The sequence below is a fragment of the Brevibacillus brevis NBRC 100599 genome, from assembly GCF_000010165.1.
In the GTDB taxonomy this organism is placed as follows: domain Bacteria; phylum Bacillota; class Bacilli; order Brevibacillales; family Brevibacillaceae; genus Brevibacillus; species Brevibacillus brevis_D.
On the sequence record NC_012491.1, the window covers coordinates 3506551 to 3522610 of the forward strand.

General features: G+C 47.1%; 15 protein-coding genes. 4 read left to right on the forward strand and 11 right to left on the reverse strand.

Annotated elements, in window-relative coordinates; translation table 11 throughout:
• Positions 1-12: 12 nt before the first annotated feature.
• Both BBR47_RS16565 and BBR47_RS16570 read right to left on the reverse strand, forming a co-directional pair.
• Positions 13-1584, reverse strand: a complete 1572-nt coding sequence (locus BBR47_RS16565; RefSeq protein ID WP_015891580.1) for an ABC-F family ATP-binding cassette domain-containing protein — start codon at positions 1582-1584, stop codon at positions 13-15.
• Positions 1585-1622: 38 nt separating this feature from the next.
• Entirely contained in the window at positions 1623-2480 is an 858-nt protein-coding gene (locus tag BBR47_RS16570) for a HEPN domain-containing protein (protein ID WP_015891581.1), read from the reverse strand.
• 234 nt (positions 2481-2714) lie between these two features.
• On the opposite strand from BBR47_RS16570, the gene BBR47_RS16575 reads away from it, so the two are divergent.
• Together BBR47_RS16575 and BBR47_RS16580 are read left to right on the forward strand one after the other, a co-directional pair.
• A complete protein-coding gene (locus tag BBR47_RS16575) occupies positions 2715-2864 on the forward strand; it encodes a hypothetical protein (RefSeq protein ID WP_015891582.1) in 150 nt (49 codons plus the stop codon).
• Positions 2865-2992: 128 nt separating this feature from the next.
• Positions 2993-3748, forward strand: coding sequence for a hypothetical protein (locus BBR47_RS16580; RefSeq protein WP_015891583.1), 756 nt, complete (start codon positions 2993-2995; stop codon positions 3746-3748).
• Here the strand turns inward: BBR47_RS16580 and BBR47_RS16585 are convergent.
• The 5 genes from BBR47_RS16585 to pdhA all read right to left on the reverse strand — a co-directional run bounded on the left by BBR47_RS16585 (position 3743) and on the right by pdhA (position 9008).
• On the reverse strand, positions 3743-3904 hold the full coding sequence (locus tag BBR47_RS16585; protein WP_015891584.1) for an aspartyl-phosphate phosphatase Spo0E family protein: 162 nt from the start codon (positions 3902-3904) through the stop codon (positions 3743-3745). The genes BBR47_RS16580 and BBR47_RS16585 overlap by 6 nt on opposite strands.
• 122 nt (positions 3905-4026) lie before the next feature.
• Positions 4027-5436: a dihydrolipoyl dehydrogenase gene (gene lpdA, locus BBR47_RS16590; RefSeq protein WP_015891585.1), complete on the reverse strand. Its 1410-nt coding sequence runs from the start codon at positions 5434-5436 to the stop codon at positions 4027-4029.
• Between the two features lie 6 nt (positions 5437-5442).
• The gene (locus BBR47_RS16595; protein ID WP_015891586.1) at positions 5443-6837 is read right to left on the reverse strand and encodes a dihydrolipoamide acetyltransferase family protein; all 1395 of its coding nucleotides are present in this window, start codon (positions 6835-6837) and stop codon (positions 5443-5445) included.
• 101 nt (positions 6838-6938) lie between these two features.
• Positions 6939-7919, reverse strand: coding sequence for an alpha-ketoacid dehydrogenase subunit beta (locus BBR47_RS16600; RefSeq protein ID WP_015891587.1), 981 nt, complete (start codon positions 7917-7919; stop codon positions 6939-6941).
• Between the two features lie 3 nt (positions 7920-7922).
• Positions 7923-9008: a pyruvate dehydrogenase (acetyl-transferring) E1 component subunit alpha gene (gene pdhA, locus BBR47_RS16605; RefSeq protein ID WP_015891588.1), complete on the reverse strand. Its 1086-nt coding sequence runs from the start codon at positions 9006-9008 to the stop codon at positions 7923-7925.
• A gap of 326 nt (positions 9009-9334) precedes the next feature.
• Here pdhA and BBR47_RS16610 point away from each other — a divergent pair, with 326 nt between their 5' ends.
• Positions 9335-10069, forward strand: a complete 735-nt coding sequence (locus BBR47_RS16610) for an alpha/beta hydrolase (protein ID WP_015891589.1) — start codon at positions 9335-9337, stop codon at positions 10067-10069.
• 3 nt (positions 10070-10072) lie between these two features.
• On the opposite strand, the gene BBR47_RS16615 is transcribed toward BBR47_RS16610, so the two are convergent.
• The 3 genes from BBR47_RS16615 to ltaE all read right to left on the reverse strand — a co-directional run bounded on the left by BBR47_RS16615 (position 10073) and on the right by ltaE (position 13304).
• Positions 10073-10270 (reverse strand): hypothetical protein, encoded by a 198-nt coding sequence (locus BBR47_RS16615; RefSeq protein ID WP_015891590.1) that lies wholly within the window; start codon positions 10268-10270, stop codon positions 10073-10075.
• Positions 10271-10407: 137 nt separating this feature from the next.
• Positions 10408-12048 carry a peptide ABC transporter substrate-binding protein gene (locus tag BBR47_RS16620; protein WP_041749475.1) on the reverse strand — a complete coding sequence of 547 codons (1641 nt, stop codon included), beginning with the start codon at positions 12046-12048 and terminating at the stop codon, positions 10408-10410.
• A 230-nt stretch (positions 12049-12278) separates the two neighbouring features.
• Positions 12279-13304, reverse strand: coding sequence for a low-specificity L-threonine aldolase (gene ltaE / locus BBR47_RS16625; protein ID WP_015891592.1), 1026 nt, complete (start codon positions 13302-13304; stop codon positions 12279-12281).
• A 123-nt stretch (positions 13305-13427) separates the two neighbouring features.
• On the opposite strand from ltaE, the gene BBR47_RS16630 reads away from it, so the two are divergent.
• Positions 13428-13730: a HesB/IscA family protein gene (locus tag BBR47_RS16630; RefSeq protein WP_015891593.1), complete on the forward strand. Its 303-nt coding sequence runs from the start codon at positions 13428-13430 to the stop codon at positions 13728-13730.
• A 63-nt stretch (positions 13731-13793) separates the two neighbouring features.
• On the opposite strand, the gene BBR47_RS16635 is transcribed toward BBR47_RS16630, so the two are convergent.
• Positions 13794-16043, reverse strand: a complete 2250-nt coding sequence (locus BBR47_RS16635; protein WP_015891594.1) for a HelD family protein — start codon at positions 16041-16043, stop codon at positions 13794-13796.
• Positions 16044-16060 lie beyond the last annotated feature (17 nt).

The window sequence follows — 16060 nt, forward strand, 5'->3', positions numbered from 1 at the left end:
CTGTTTTTGCTTTTACAATTTAATCGGTGTTTTTGCCTGCTCCAAGCTCCATTTCTCAACATCCCACGTCTGTGTAACCCAATCCTCATAAAATTCAGGTTCGTGGCATACGAGAAGGACGGTCCCCTTGAACTCCTTCAAGGAGCGTTTGAGCTCTTCCTTGGCGACGACATCCAAGTGGTTCGTCGGCTCGTCAAATACCAGCCAGTTGCTTTCGCGCTGCAGTAATTTACAGAGACGAACCTTTGCTTGCTCGCCCCCGGACAGAGCGTTCATGTTACGATTGATATGCTCATTTTTCAAGCCACAACGTGCCAGCGCTCCGCGAACCTCATGGTTATTCATGGAAGGGAATTCATTCCATACGTCATCGAGTGCAGTAATTGGCTTCGCCTTCACTTCTTGCTCGAAGTAAGCAGGATGGAGGAAATCGCCTTTCTCCAGCTTTCCACCCAGCGGAGGAATCACACCCAGCAACGTTTTCAGCAGAGTAGACTTACCGACACCGTTCATGCCAACAATCGCTACTTTTTCACCGCGCTCCAGCTTCACACTAAGCTTTGGCAGCAATGCATGCGAATATCCGATCTCCAGGTTTTCAGCCTCAATGACAAAACGGCTACTTGCCCGGGATTCTTTAAAGATAAACGAAGGTTTCGCAGCCGTTTCCGGCTTGTCGATGCGATCCATTTTATCGAGCTGCTTTTGACGGCTCTTCGCGCGGCCGGTAGTAGACGCACGTGCCTTATTGCGCGCAATAAAGTCTTCCATTTTAGCGATTTCTTCCTGCTGCTTCTCAAATGCGTCAAAGTGCTGACTGCGTTTTGTCTCAGACTGTGCCAGGAAGGATTCGTAGTTCCCTGTGTAACGATTCAACTTGGTAAATTCCAAATGATAAATCACATTCACGACTTCGTTCATGAAGGTCGTGTCATGGGAAATCAGCATGAAAGCGTAAGGGTATTCCTTCAAGTAGTTTTTCAACCACACGATATGCTCTTCGTCCAAGTAGTTTGTCGGCTCATCCAGCAACAGAACAGTTGGTTGTTCCAGCAGCAATTTTGCCAAAAGAACCTTGGTACGCTGACCACCGGAGAGAGATGCAACATCGCGCTCCAAACCGATTGCACTCAAACCCAAAGCGTTGGCGATTTCATCGACTTTTGCATCGATCAAATAAAAGCCGCTAGTTTCCAGCTTGTCTTGAATTTCGCCCATGCGCTCCAGCAATTCTTCCAGTTCTTCTGGAGATGCCTCAGCCATCTTTTCACCAATCGTCATCAGTTCAGACTCTTGCTCCAACAACGGAAGGAAGGCATCCTTGAGTACGTCACGAATCGTTTTACCAGCTTGCAGCTTGGTATGCTGATCCAAATATCCGTATTCGATTTTGGGCATCCATTCAATACGACCGTTATCAGGCAAGTTTTGGCCTGTCAAAATCCCCATCATCGTTGATTTTCCGGTACCATTTGCGCCTACGAGTCCTACACGGTCATTCGGTTGCAAACGGAAAGATACATCGCGAAACAAAACACGGTCCCCAAAACCATGGGACAAATTCTCTACGATCAAAACACTCATGCTCTATTCTTCCTCCTGATCTGTTTCCTCTATGAGGCTTACAACAAAATTCTTTCAAAAAAAGTAGGAGCGTACCTTGCCACATAAGATTCGCCCATAAATGCCAATTCGTCCAGCCTGACACGCATATCCTGAAGGTTGATGCTTTCCCCGGCGATATTCAAAATCGCGGCTCTTGTCATCGCCCTCAGAATCGTGACTTCTTTTGCCAACTTGTCTCCAAACAGCTTTCCGCTATGCACAATCTCTGAGCGATGATTGTACGATTTTTTTACAAACTGTGCAATCTGTTCACGCTGCAAGGCAGTTTCTCCAAAATAGTACGCCATTCGGACACGCAATTTATAGGTAATCTCGCCTTTTTTGCCATCGGGAACGAACAAAGATTCTAATGCAATCCACAGATCCAACAACTGATCCTCGTAGTTTTTCTTCTCCAGCGAGAGCGCATAGCGACGAAAAGCAAGGGATGGCAGCTTCTGTTCCACTAATGAAGTAAAAATACCCGCCGTTTCATCATCAAATGAGTACTTGTCACCATCAAGCGATCGCTTCAAATACGTAATACCATACATATTGCCATTGACGGTGATGATGTAAGGAATCGAACAAGTCCCCGTTGTGCACGCTAGATTCAGCTTATTTTCGATTTCTTCAATCCACACCCGATCATCCGTTACTTTCATCTCTTCGTGATCCCCAACTAAAAATAAACTGCTAGGATCTACACGCAAATCAAAGGTTCGCTTGTTCTCGTCCATCTCATTGCGTAAAAAACGAGACGCGATCTCATATGGCCTTTTTGCGCCGGATATGAGCGTGTACGAATTAGGCAAATCGATCCGAACGGGCTGTGCTGTTGTTGAATTGAATACGGGGGCGATTAAGACTGGCATAGTTCTCGCTCCTTCCAGACCAGCAGAGCTCGTTTATTGTTTACATAATAAATATTATGTTCTATAAACAGTATCGTGCCATTCTGTAATTTTGACAACATATCAATTCCTTCTAAATGTGGACATGCTTCCTTACCATACGAGTTTGCAACAACCTCATTATAGAATACCAGCATTTCCTATGATTCGTCATCATGTGTTTACGCCAAACTAGGTAAAGAAGGAGTTGATTTTATGGAAAAGGACCATATTCTAGATGAAAATCCGCATCAAACTTACAATAATGTAGCCCGCCCGCTAGAACAGACTGGCGAACCCCAGCCTGGGTCTAAAAAAGTGAAGCAGCAAAATCATTCTCGCTCCATTCAAACACGCGAAGGATAAGTAATGGCACCTGGCTCCATTGCAGTCAGGTGCCTCTATCCTTCCTTTTTTTACATCAAAAATGATTGAATTGTCCCACAAGGATGCACTATGATAAATTTAGTATCCTTGATGGAGGTTAAGTGAAGATGATCACCATTCCACTTCCGGGCAACCATAGCCCTCTTTCCAATTTGATCAGCTATAGTGTTTCTCCGCTGTACGAGATGGCTGCTAGTTTGTATACACTTGCCCAAGAGACACCTCCCGAGCGATTTGCGCATTGGACGGAAGAAAAAGTAGAGCAGTTTGAGTCTGCCCGTCTTTTAAAAGAATGGGGCTATTTTGTCCCCCTCTTTCGATATGGGATCCCTGACTCATTTGACCCCTTACATACAAAAGGTGTAATGGCTGTCGATGATCAATATGAGTACTTCGTAACACTTCCCACCGATCATTTTGTGCGTAGTATAAAACCGATCTTGGAGGAGTGGATATTGCATCACGATGCTCCTGTAGTTGCCTTCGATTTAGAAGAAGATGCCGATTATGTGAAAGGCCGTTTTAGCCTGTTCGTTTCATCTTATTGGCAGCTATTTTTTGAGGCGAATTGGGAGGCGATTGCTCCAAAATTTGTTCGTGAAGCTGAACGGATTTATTACTCTTTACAAGGAATCAAATCCCTTACTACCTATCTGCAATCCATTTCTCCCACAATTACTTATGAGACAGAAACCCATCGGCTTACCTGTCCGAGTAATGGTCCTAGCTATGATGCGCAGCATTTGATTTTATATCCTAGCTATTATTATGCACAAGAGCCCACGCTTACGAAAAAAGGCTGGAATGCCCATTTGCTTTATTCCATCTCGGAAGTACCCACTCAACCAAAAACGCCCTCATGAAGGGCGTTTTTCATGTTGCATATGTGCGACAATTAATTTATCTAATTGTTGGCTGATTCTCACGATTTCAGGGTCAAGAAAATTGTAACCTGCATCTTTTGCTGCGCGCTCTAGTTTTAGTCGCAAGTCATCAATCATCCGACTCGTAATTTCCATGCTGCAGACCTCCACCTAACGTTGTCTCCCACTATTTTACATTATTTAAGATCAGGTGGAAAGGGGAAGATGTGGAAGAAAAAGCCTTGCACCCATTTCCGGCACAAGGCTTTTCCCACTTCTTATTTCATGACGTGGATCGGACGACCCAAAGCCAATTCAGCAGCTTCCATTGTTACTTCACCCAGTGTTGGATGTGCGTGGATGGTCAGCTCGATGTCTTCGAGTGTTGCGCCCATTTCAATCGCCAATCCGATCTCTGCGATGATGTTGGATGCTTCTGGACCAACGATTTGCGCACCCAATACGAGATTCGTTTCTTTTTCTGCAATCAGCTTCACATAACCTTCGCCTGCATTTACAGACAGAGCGCGACCGTTTGCTGCGAATGGGAACCGACCTACAATGTAGTCGATGCCTTTTTCTTTTGCTTCTTTCTCATTGATTCCAACGCTTGCGATTTCTGGATCGCAGAATACAACCGCTGGAATCGCCTTGTAGTCAACTTCTGCAGGATGGCCAGCAATCGCCTCAGCAGCAACCTTACCTTCGTAGGAAGCTTTATGAGCCAATGCAGGACCTGCTACGATATCTCCGATCGCGTACACGTTAGGAATGCTCGTGCGGCCTTGCTTGTCGACAACGATCAACCCACGGTCAGTCATGTTCATGCCGATATCGCGAATACCGAGTTCATCTGTATTCGGACGACGCCCAACAGTAACAAGTACGTATTCCGCCTCGATTTTTTGTTGCTCGCCTTTTACTTCTGCAGTTACGATCACGCCGTTTTCTGTCTCTTCCATTCCTTGTGCCAATGCTTTTGTATGGATGGTAACGTCGAGCTTTTTCAGCTTGCGTTCCACCAAACGTGGCATGTCTGGCTCAAATCCTGGCAAGATTTGATCGGAACCTTCCAAAATCGTAACTTTTGTACCAAACTTCGCGAACACAGTACCAAGCTCGATACCGATGTATCCGCCGCCGATTACCACAAGGCTCTTCGGCAGTTCAGTCATGGACAACGCTTCAGTAGAAGACATTACGCGTTTGCCAAACGGGAATGCAGGCAACTCGATTGGACGCGAACCAGTTGCAATGATGCAATGCTGGAAGCGATAACGGTTGACATCATAACCGTGGAATACACGCACTTCATTTTCACTTACGAACAGCGCTTCACCAGGGATTACCTGGATTTTGTGGCCTTTGAAGAGGGAGCCTACGCCGCCAGTCAGTTGCTTCACGATGCCGCTTTTCCACTCTTGTACTTTGGCAAAATCCACTTTTACATTTTCCATGGTGATACCCATGGATTCTGTATGTTGTGTGTGCTCATATGTGTGTGCAGCGTGGATCATCGCTTTGGAAGGGATGCAACCTACGTTCAGGCACACACCGCCCAGCTCAGCTTTTTCCACGACAGCTACTGTTTTACCAAGTTGAGCTGCACGAATCGCTGCAACATATCCACCTGGACCGGCACCGATTACGAGTACGTCAACCTCTGTAGTAAATTCACCTACTACCATTGTCTCTTATCCCTCCATGACGAGCAGCGTTGGGTTTTCAAGGAGCTGCTTCACGTAGTTGACGAAACGCTGTGCAGGTTCGCCATCAACCAAACGGTGGTCAAAGCTCAAGGACAGGTGCAACATTTGACCTACCGCGATTTCTCCATTTTTCACAATCGGTTTTTCGCTAATGCGGCCAACACCCAGAATAGCTACTTCTGGATAGTTAATGATAGGCGTGAAGAACATACCACCCGCAGAACCGATGTTTGTGATGCTGAAAGTAGAACCTTTCAGCTCGTCAGCAGTCGCTTTGCGGTCGCGTGCTTTCTTCGCCAGCTCGCCGATTTCGCCTGCGATTTGGAAGATGGATTTGCTGTCAGCGGATTTCACAACTGGAACGAGCAAGCCTTCTTCTGTCGAGGTAGCGATACCGATGTTGTAGTACTTTTTGAAGATGATTTCTTGTTTCTCATCGTCGATAGAAGCGTTGAGTTCTGGGAATTTCTTCAGACCAGCTACAACTGCTTTCACGATCATAGGCAAGTAAGTCAGCTTCACACCGCGCTCTTCAGCAAGTGGCTTCGCATCTTTACGCATAGCGACAAGCGCTGTAACATCCACTTCGTCGAAGATGGTAACGTGTGGTGCTGTGTAAGCAGATTTCACCATTGCTTTCGCGATTGCTTTACGCATACCTTTCATCGGAACGCGCTCTTCCAGCTCGCCTGCTGTAGGTGCGTGGTGAACAGTTGGAGCCGCTGCTGCTTGTGCTACACCTGTAGCTGCTGCAGGAGCTTCAGTAGCTACTGGAGCTGCCGCTGCTTGTGCAGTTGGTGTTGGTGCTGCTGCTCCGCCAGATACGAAGCGATCTACGTCTTCGCGTGTGATGCGACCCAATTTGCCTGTACCAGGTACGTTAGCCAATTGAACGCCTTTTTCGCGAGCGTATTTACGAACGGAAGGTGTAGCCAGCACATGCTTACGGTCAATTGGTGCCGCTACTGCTGTTGCAGTTGCTTGTGCCATTGGCGTTTCCAAAGTTTGATTCGCATTTGCGCTCACTTGGGAACCGATGTCGCAGCCTGGCTCCATTTTGTCTGCAGCTTGAGGCGCTGGTGCCGCTTCAGCAGCGTGGGAATCGCCATGACCATGGTCTGGCAGGTTCGGAATTTCGCCTTCTACGTCAAACTCGATCAGTGGATCGCCGACTACGGAAACCGTACCCTCGGTTACTTTCAGCTCGATAACTTTCCCTTTAACAGGCGACGGTACTTCTACAACCGCCTTGTCATTTTGTACTTCCATGATTACTTGGTCTTCTTCTACGGAATCTCCTGGCTGTACGTGCCATTTGACGATTTCGCCTTCATGGATACCCTCGCCGAGCTCCGGGAGTCTGAATGTAAAACGACTCACAGTATCTCCTCCTTATAACACTTCGCCATAGTAGTAAGCCTATATTTCCCAAAAGAAGGCGGAAAGCTTTCAACTTTTCCGCCATTATGTCTGTTTCTCAATTAAAAATCGAGGACTTGTGTCAGCCCATCTACTACGCGTTTTACGTCAGGCAGCCATACATCTTCTGCTTGAGCAAACGGGTAAACGGTATCTGGTGCTGTAATACGCAGTACTGGTGCTTCGAGGTGCAGGATCGCACGCTCGTTGATTTGCGTGATGATTTCAGCCGCAACACCAGACGTTTTTTGTGCTTCTTGAACCACGATCGCACGGTTTGTTTTCTTCACAGAAGCTACGATGGTATCGATATCGAGTGGGCTGATGGTGCGCAGGTCGATTACTTCTACTTTTGCTCCACGCGCTTTCTCGATTTCTTCTGCTGCTTTCAGGCTGGTATGCACCATCGCACCATAGGTGATGATGGTAACATCGCTACCTTCTTTTACTACGTTTGCCTTGCCAAGTGGAATCGTGTACTCTCCTTCTGGAACTTCTTGACGGAAGGAACGGTACAGCTTCATGTGCTCCAGGAATACAACTGGATCGTTATCGCGAATCGCGGAGATCAGCAGTCCTTTTGCATCATATGGGTTGGAAGGGATAACCACTTTCAGTCCCGGAGTTTGCAGCATCAAACCTTCCAAAGAGTCCGCATGCAGTTCAGGCGTTTTTACACCGCCACCAAATGGGGAGCGGAATGTAATTGGGCTCGAGAAGCGACCACCAGAACGGTAGCGCATACGGGAAGATTGGGATGCTACAGCATCAAACGTTTCAAATACGAAACCGAAGAACTGAATTTCTGCTACTGGGCGGAAGCCGTTGATGGAAAGACCGACAGCCAAACCGCCGATTCCGGACTCAGCGAGTGGCGTATCGAATACGCGCTGCTCACCGAACTCAGCTTGCAGACCTTCTGTTGCACGGAACACCCCGCCGTTGTTACCTACGTCTTCACCGAAGACAAGAACGGTTTCATCGCGCTTCAACTCTACGCGCATTGCATCCGTAATGGCTTGAACCATTGTCATTTGTGCCATGGCTTATTTCGACTCCTTCGCCAGGAATTCTGCCTTTTGCTCTTCGAGTGCAGGCGGCAGTGTCTCAAACATTACATCGATCAGTTCGCTAACTTTCATCTTAGGTGTTTCGTCCGCTTTTTTGATTGCGTCCGCAACAGCTGCTTTCGCTTCTTCGATGACAGCTTCTTCGTCTTTTTCGCTCCAGAGGCCTTTTGCCTCGAGGAACTTGCGGAAACGGATCAGTGGATCGCGCAGTTCCCACTCGCTTTGCTCTTCACCTGTACGGTAACGAGTTGGGTCGTCACCAGCCATGGTATGAGGACCATAGCGGTACGTCATTGCTTCGATCAGAGTCGCACCTTCGCCATTCACGCCGCGCTCTTTTGCTTGTTGAACCGCGTAGTAAACCGCGAGAATGTCCATACCGTCAACGCGTTCGCTAGCAATACCAGCCGCTACTGCTTTGACTGCGATATTTTCAGAAGCCGTTTGTTTTTCGAACGGCAGGGAGATCGCATAACCGTTGTTTTGGGAGAAGAAGATAACAGGCAGTTTGTATACACCTGCAAAGTTCATACCCTCGTAGAAGTCACCTTGGGAAGTTGCACCGTCACCAAAGTAGTTGATCGCCACTTTCTTTTCACCGCGCAGCTTGTAACCCATTGCAACACCTGTTGCTTGTGTACATTGAGCCGCGATGATGATTTGTGGCATCAAAACGTTTACACCTTCAGGAATTTTGCCACCCTCGATGTGTCCGCGGGAGTACAGGAATGCCTTGTGCATAGGGTAACCATGCCATACCATTTGTGGAATATCACGGTAGCTAGGCAGGACAAAGTCTTCCTTGGAAAGAGCAGCCTCAGAACCGATCATGCTTGCTTCTTGACCAGCTACTGGTGCATAGAAACCAAGACGACCTTGGCGGTTCAAGCTGATTGCGCGTTGGTCCCATACACGGGTAAATACCATTTTACGCATCAGTTCACGCAATTCATCATCGGAGAGCTTCGGCATCAAGTCAGGACGAACAACCGTACCATCCGGGGCAAGAATTTGCAGCGGGGCGTTGTTCTCTGTTTGTTCAACAGCAGTGGATACGCTCATCACATTCACCTCGTCACTAGAATAAGGGGCTTCCTTTTCCGCGTTGCCCTTTGTCATCTATCTGAGCATCTGCTCGATAAGCGACGAATGCCATTCGCGGGCGGAAGTGACCCTGATAAAATCCAGAAGAAAGTTGCATGGTGCAAGAAAGGGCTTACAGCGCCGTTTGCAACACCCTGTTATATTGCAGTCAAAATACCTGTTTAATGTGTTACAGTATTGATATTACAGGGTTTATTTCCTCTCTGTTATCATTTACTATATAAGCTGTATCAGTTTTTTTCAAGGCTTAGTTTTTTATTTGAGCAATCAGGGAGTGTGAATCGATGTCTGATTATGTAAAGCGAACCATCATGAAAGAAGAAGTGCCTAGCATCCACGTGGACACTCCCCGCTCGGTCAAAGTATACCTACCGCCGGGGTACAATGAGCTTCTTTCTTACCCTGTTGTGTACTGCCAGGATGGGAATGACTTTTTTACGATGGGACGAATCGCGACCATCTCCAATCAACTGATTCTGGAAGAAGGTATCGAACCCTACATCGTTGTCGGTGTCTCCGTCGATCGCAACAAGCGCACAAGCGAGTATTCTCCATCGGGGTCGAGAAATGCAGCCTATCAGCGCTTTTTCACCGAAGAACTGATTCCTTACATAGAGGAGCGCTATCCTGTGCGCCGTGATCCTGGTTCACGCATACTGGCAGGAGATTCTTTGGGTGGAACTGTTTCTTTGCATCTCGCATTGAAACATCCCGATCTCTTTCCACAAGTACTCGCGTTGTCCGGGGCGTTTTTCCAAACAACACTCGATCCACTTTTGAATCAGGCCAGTCTCTCCTGGCTGCGAATCTGGATGGTTGTCGGCCTCGATGAGACTGCTGTAGAAACAAGCGCGGGTACCTTCGATTTCGTGCACTGGAATCGCGAGGCAAAACAGATTCTTGAGGACAAGCAAGCAACCTTGTCCTATCGAGAAAAACCAGGGAATCACGTCTGGGGTTTGTGGCAAAAAGAGCTACCAGATGCCTTGCGCTACTTCTTCCCACCTCCCCGTCTGTAACCATTACGAGCCATTGATTTCTTTGATGTCCTCGTATCCGTAGTACCGGCCATCCACCAGGAAAATGCCTTGGTGGTTGGCTTTTTCAATTTCGCCCGCAACCTGATTGGCGTCGTTTAGGACGATGTTGACAATCTTGCTCTCGTCCCGTTTCATTTGATTGAGAATGCGTTCTCGCTCTTTAGCCGAGATCATATCCATCCCTCTTTTCCCCTATGTTGGATAGCTATAGTATTTCATTGGCGGCTCTGAATTACACACAAGTGAGTTTGCCGAGTGGAACCAAAAAAAGCCTTGCCGCTCTCCATGTTTCCGAATACGGCAAGACTCTTTTTTTATTATTCGATGGTTGTATATTTAAAATCTCTACCACCAAACGGATTGTTCAAAAATCCTTTGACTTTGTCATTTTTTATATACGGTCTTACGCCATAATACACAGGGGCAATCGGCATTTCCTCCATTAAGATGCTCTCTGCCTCACGCATGATCGCATTACGCTTCGTCGGATCTTTTTCCAAGTAACTCTGGACGATTAGCTCCCGGTATCTGTCGTTTTCCCAAGCAGCGTCGTTCGTCCCCACTGTTTTGTCCTTGAAAATTTCCAGGAAATTGATGGGGTCGTTAAAATCAGCACCCCAATTTCGGTAGGCAAACTGATAGTTTTTGGAGCGCTTGTTTTGTAAAAATACTTTTTCCTCCAAGCCACTGATTTTTACATCAACACCCAAGCTTCTTTTCCACTGATCTTGAAGCACTTCAGCCAGCTTTTTCTGACGATCGTCACCTGAACCATACGTGAATGTCACGATAGGCATCGTCGAAAGCCCCAGCTCCTTTAACCCTTCAGCCAATAACTGTTTCGCTTTCTCTACATCCTCTTGAAAATAGTCATTTCCGCTAAGTTGCATGGAAGGCGGAACCCATGCAAAAGCCGCTGGCACCCCTGTCTGCACAATTCCGTCTACCAGAGGCTGCCGTTGGATCGAATACGAGAAGGCTTGTCGAATCTTTTTATTCGTAAATGGAGACACGGTTGTATTAAAGGTAACGGCAACTGTGTTCGGATACGGCGCCATTACGATTTTTCCTTCGTCCTGCAAGGCGGGAATCACGTCGACGGGCAACACATAGCTTGGATGCCCTCCCCAATCCAAATCACCAGAATCAAACAACGCTTGAGCTGTGTTGGTATCAGTAATCATGCTCCAGACGATCTTGTCGAGCTTCACAGCTTCTTTGTCATGATAATTCTCGTTTTTCACAAGAACCAATTTGTTTTTATGCTCCCACAGCTCCATTTTGAATGGGCCGTTGCCTACGTAGTTGTCTGGAGACGCTGCCCAATCCGGATGTGCCTCCAAGGTCTTTTTATGTAAAGGAAACAATGTCGGGAAAGCCGTCAATTCATAAAAAAACGGGGCTGGCGAATTGAGCTTGACCTCTAATGTAAAATCATCTAGTGCTTTAACCCCTACGCCTTCATGCGATCCTTTCCCTGTGTTAAATTCCTCTGCCCCTTTAATGAAATAAAGCATATAGGCATATTCGGACGCTGTCTTCGGGTCGAGATTTCTTTTCCAGGCGAACTCAAAGTCATGGGCGGTTACCGGATCTCCGTTGCTCCATAACGCATTCGTTTTCAATTTGAATGTGTACGTCGTCAAATCCGCGGAAACCGTATAACTGTCGGCGATAGCGTTAGCTATTTTCCCATCCGGTCCATAGCGAGTCAGTCCTTCAAAACAGGCAGTAATGACATCAAAGGAGGTACCATCGGAAGCAAGTCCGGGATCCGCTGTCGGAGGCTCTCCACCGTCTGCGTTCCAATTCAATACCATCTCTTTTCCCGTTGGCTGCACTGTTTGAGATGCCTGATCATTCGGTTTGTTCGTTACCGCCGTTTCACTTGTACTACATCCCGTAATAACTTGAAGCAGCAAGAAACAACTCAAAATGAAGCTCTTTCTCTTTCTCATCGAGACCATCCCCCTTGATTCCATTCGATTCCATACACCAGTAAATACTATTGCTTTATCACACTACTATGATAACGCAAGTGTAGGAGAAACAAATCAGACGGTATGGCGAAAAACAGATCGTGTATAGAGTCTTGTTTTGTACAAATTGTCTAACTATTTCGAATTGATGGTTGAAGCAAAGAAAAAAGCCAGTCTTCCCTTCGACTGGCTACAAGCGTTTGATTCAATTACACTGTTACCAATAATTCCTCTACTGCTTCCACCACGGTCTTGATATGTTGATCGCTAATGTGTCGATGCGTCGTAAAGCGAATGACATACTCGTCAAAATCGACCGCGAGCACTCCTTTTTCCTCCAAACGTTCCAAGAAGGCGACAGCTGTTTGTCCAATCGAGTCCGTATTCACCAGCACGATATTCGTCTCGACTTGCTCCACCTGAAGCGATAGCTGGCGCAAGCCTTTTGCCAATTGCTGTGCCCGTTCATGGTCTTCTGCCAATCGATCGGTCATTTGTGTCAGAGCGATGATGCCCGGCGCTGCCAAATACCCTGCCTGACGCAATCCACCGCCTAATTTTTTTCTCCACCATCTCGCTTCTTCGATAAACGCACGTTCACCAGCCAAAATGGAACCAACTGGAGCACTCAGCCCTTTGGACAAGCAAATCTGAACGGTATCGGCATAAACGCTTAGCTCACTGACTGCAACACCTAGTGCCACAGCCGCATTGAAGAGACGAGCACCGTCCAAATGAACGGGAACACCGTGTTTTTGCGCGATATCATAGACGTTCTTCATTTGCTCAACAGAGATTACCGCCCCGCCCGCGCGATTATGTGTATTTTCGAGACAGATCAATTTTGTCCGAGGAAAATGGATATTGTTGCCCCGAATCGCCCTCTCTACCTCTTCTGCACGCAGAGCACCGCGTTCACCAACCAGCGTCCGTGTTTGCACGCCAGCCAATGCCGACATTGCGCCGCCTTCATAGTAAAAAATGTGCGAATCCGCTTCCGCAATGACTTCGTCTCCGTTGACACAATGCGTCAAAACAGCGACCTGATTACCTTGCGTGCCACTTGTTACGAACAGCGCAGCTTCCTTTCCGAGTATTTCAGCCGCGATCGCTTCCAAACGATTGACAGTTGGGTCCTCCCGGTAAACATCATCCCCAACCTCCGCTTCCGCCATTGCTCGAAGCATCTCCTCGGTTGGCTTCGTAACGGTATCACTTCGCAAATCGATTTTCATAAATGACTCTCCCCCACCCTGTTGTCATTCTCTAGTCATATCGTAACACTTTCAACATTGCATCCTGATTTCCCTCTTGCTAAGATGGAGGGGTAACTTACATACAGTTAGGGGATTTGACCTGTGAAACTAAAAATCACTCGTAACGCTGCCAAGCAATTGGCTCCAATCATCGAGCAAGAAGAAGACAAAGAATTGAAACTGCGCGTTTATATTACGCACGCTCACGGTGATCATGCACATTACGGACTCGCTCTGGACAAGCCAACAGAAGAAGATGTTGTGATCTCTACCGACAAAGAGATCGATGTGATCGTGAAAAAGGATGAGCCTTTGCTGGATGGCGTCGTCATTGATTACCTCTTCTTGCCACAAGAAGGTTTTGTGATTACGAACCCTTCTAAAGGTAACACAGGCGACCACTAAGCATGATACAGATAAACCCTCTGTTTTTTTACAAGCAGAGGGTTTTCTTTGATGAGTCGATTCTTATTCGTCAGTAGCCATGGTGTAGAGCGCTGTTGGTAAATCTATTAGCAACGGTGAAGAAACGTCATCAACCTGCGTCATAACAAGCCGATGGACTGGACGTGTCATCGCGACATACAATAGCTTCGCGTCCCATTCATTATTTTGATAGGCGTCCACATCCAGCAAAATGACCACATCAAACTGCAAGCCTTTTGTTAAAAAAGCAGGCATGACGGTTACGCCACCTGGAAATTGGTTATCCTTGCTGCCTAACAGAGTCAGATCAGCTATCTTGTCTTGCAGGCCTTTATGTGCTTTTTTACTCGCTAGGATCGTTTTCGCTACGATCGCAATCGTTTTGAAGCCTTCCGACTGGTAGTCTGCCACACGCGAAGAGATGTCCTCCCACAGTTGCGCTCGTGAACGAGCCTTGACCATGATTGGTTTTTCACCATGACGCAAAACCGGTTTTGCCAATACCGTCTCGGGCAATTCAATTTGCCGCAACACTTCGTTAGCACAGCGCATAATCTCAATTGTCGAACGATAGCTTTGCGACAACGTATAATAGGAAGGAAACAGCTGCGCAAATATCCCCTTGGTCAACTCTTCCCAAGCATGAATTCCTCGGTAGCTATGAATGCCTTGCGCAATATCTCCCACGATCGTGAGCGAGTTTCGCTTGGTTGCCAATGCAATGACAGCTATTTCTAACGCACTCAAGTCTTGTGCTTCATCCACGACCGTATGATCAAAATGCTCCGCCTTATTCATTCCTTCCACAATATGCTGCAAGTATAGCAATGGCGCGATATCTTCGGGCTCCAATCGCTCCTCTGCAAACAGCGCAGCACTTGACTGAGTCACATCACGCACAACTTCGTCTGAAATGTCAGCAGGTGCGAGTTTGCGCAGCAATTCCTCATCAGCAATCAGCTCGCGATAAGCTGTGAAGATTTCCAGTCTTGGAAACGAAGTCAGGTACGTATCCAGGATTTGCTCCAGCATTTTCTCGAATTTGTACAAGCCTTCTTTGTCCAAATCGACTTTTCGTTCTCGTAAATGGGCAAATAATTGCTTGTTCATTTCTTGTTTTAAATGCTTGCGAAGCGCTTCTACTCGACGATGATACGGCATATTGGCGAATTGCTCCAAGAAGCATTGGCGAATAAAATCACCCGGAATGGAAAAGACTTGCTTTGTTTTGTTGTATAAAAAGCTGAGTTTCTTAAAAGGGATTCTCGTTTCGACGATATGCCGAATGTATTGCTCCAGCGCCTCCCGACAAGCGAGCGATCCTTTGAAGCGAAGCCTGTTTCGCGTCATTTCTTGCTGGCGCTCGTCCTGCCCTTCTTCGAAGAACAATTGAAGAGGCTTATCGGGACTCACGATTCTCCACCCTTTTGGCAGCAGAGGCTTCACAAGACGCGCTGCCCAATCTACAAAGGTAGACTGTTGAACGTCATCGACTCCCAACTCCGGCAAAACCTCGGATATATAGGTAAGAAACATCCGGTTTGGCGCAAACACCATGAATTTTTTGGACATCATGGAATCCTGGAAGTTATAAATCAAATAGGAGAGCCGGTGCAGCGCAATCGTCGTTTTTCCGCTCCCCGCTACACCTTGCACGACAATGGGCCGTTCTTTTTCCGCCCGAATAATATCATTTTGCTCGGATTGAATGGTAGCGACGATGTCTTTTAGTCTGCTATCGTTCGCCTGATTTAAATTGGCTGCCAAAAATTCATCGATGAAGCCCTCCTGCAAAAACTCGTCAGGATGCCCCATTTCGCGGTTAATTGTTTCTTTTACCGCTCCATCATAGATACCGACGATCTTCCCGTCTTCAATCGCAAAATTACGCTTTAATCGAACTTCTCCACGCACGATCTCGCGTCCCATCCGATAAAACGCGTCTTTGCTCTCACCAGAATAATAAAGACTGGCGATAGGCGCACGCCAATCCACGACGACAGAATCAAATGTATCGCTGCGTACAATTCCCCGTTTTCCTATGTAGACCTGATCCAGCTCGTAGATTTCATCCTTCAAGAAGTCCACTCTGCCGAAATAAGGCTTCTCTCGCCCCTGATCTTCCAGGTAGCGCAAATCCTTTGCCTTTTTAGAGTTAACGACCTGTTTCACATAGTCATCGGTTGCCTCGCGAATTTCATTGCGAAGCTGCTCCATTTCTTCATCAATAGCTGAAATGGTTTCATCCAGCTTTTTTTGTTCCCATTCATAATCACGATGCTGTGTACTCACCTTCATTCCCCCTCACA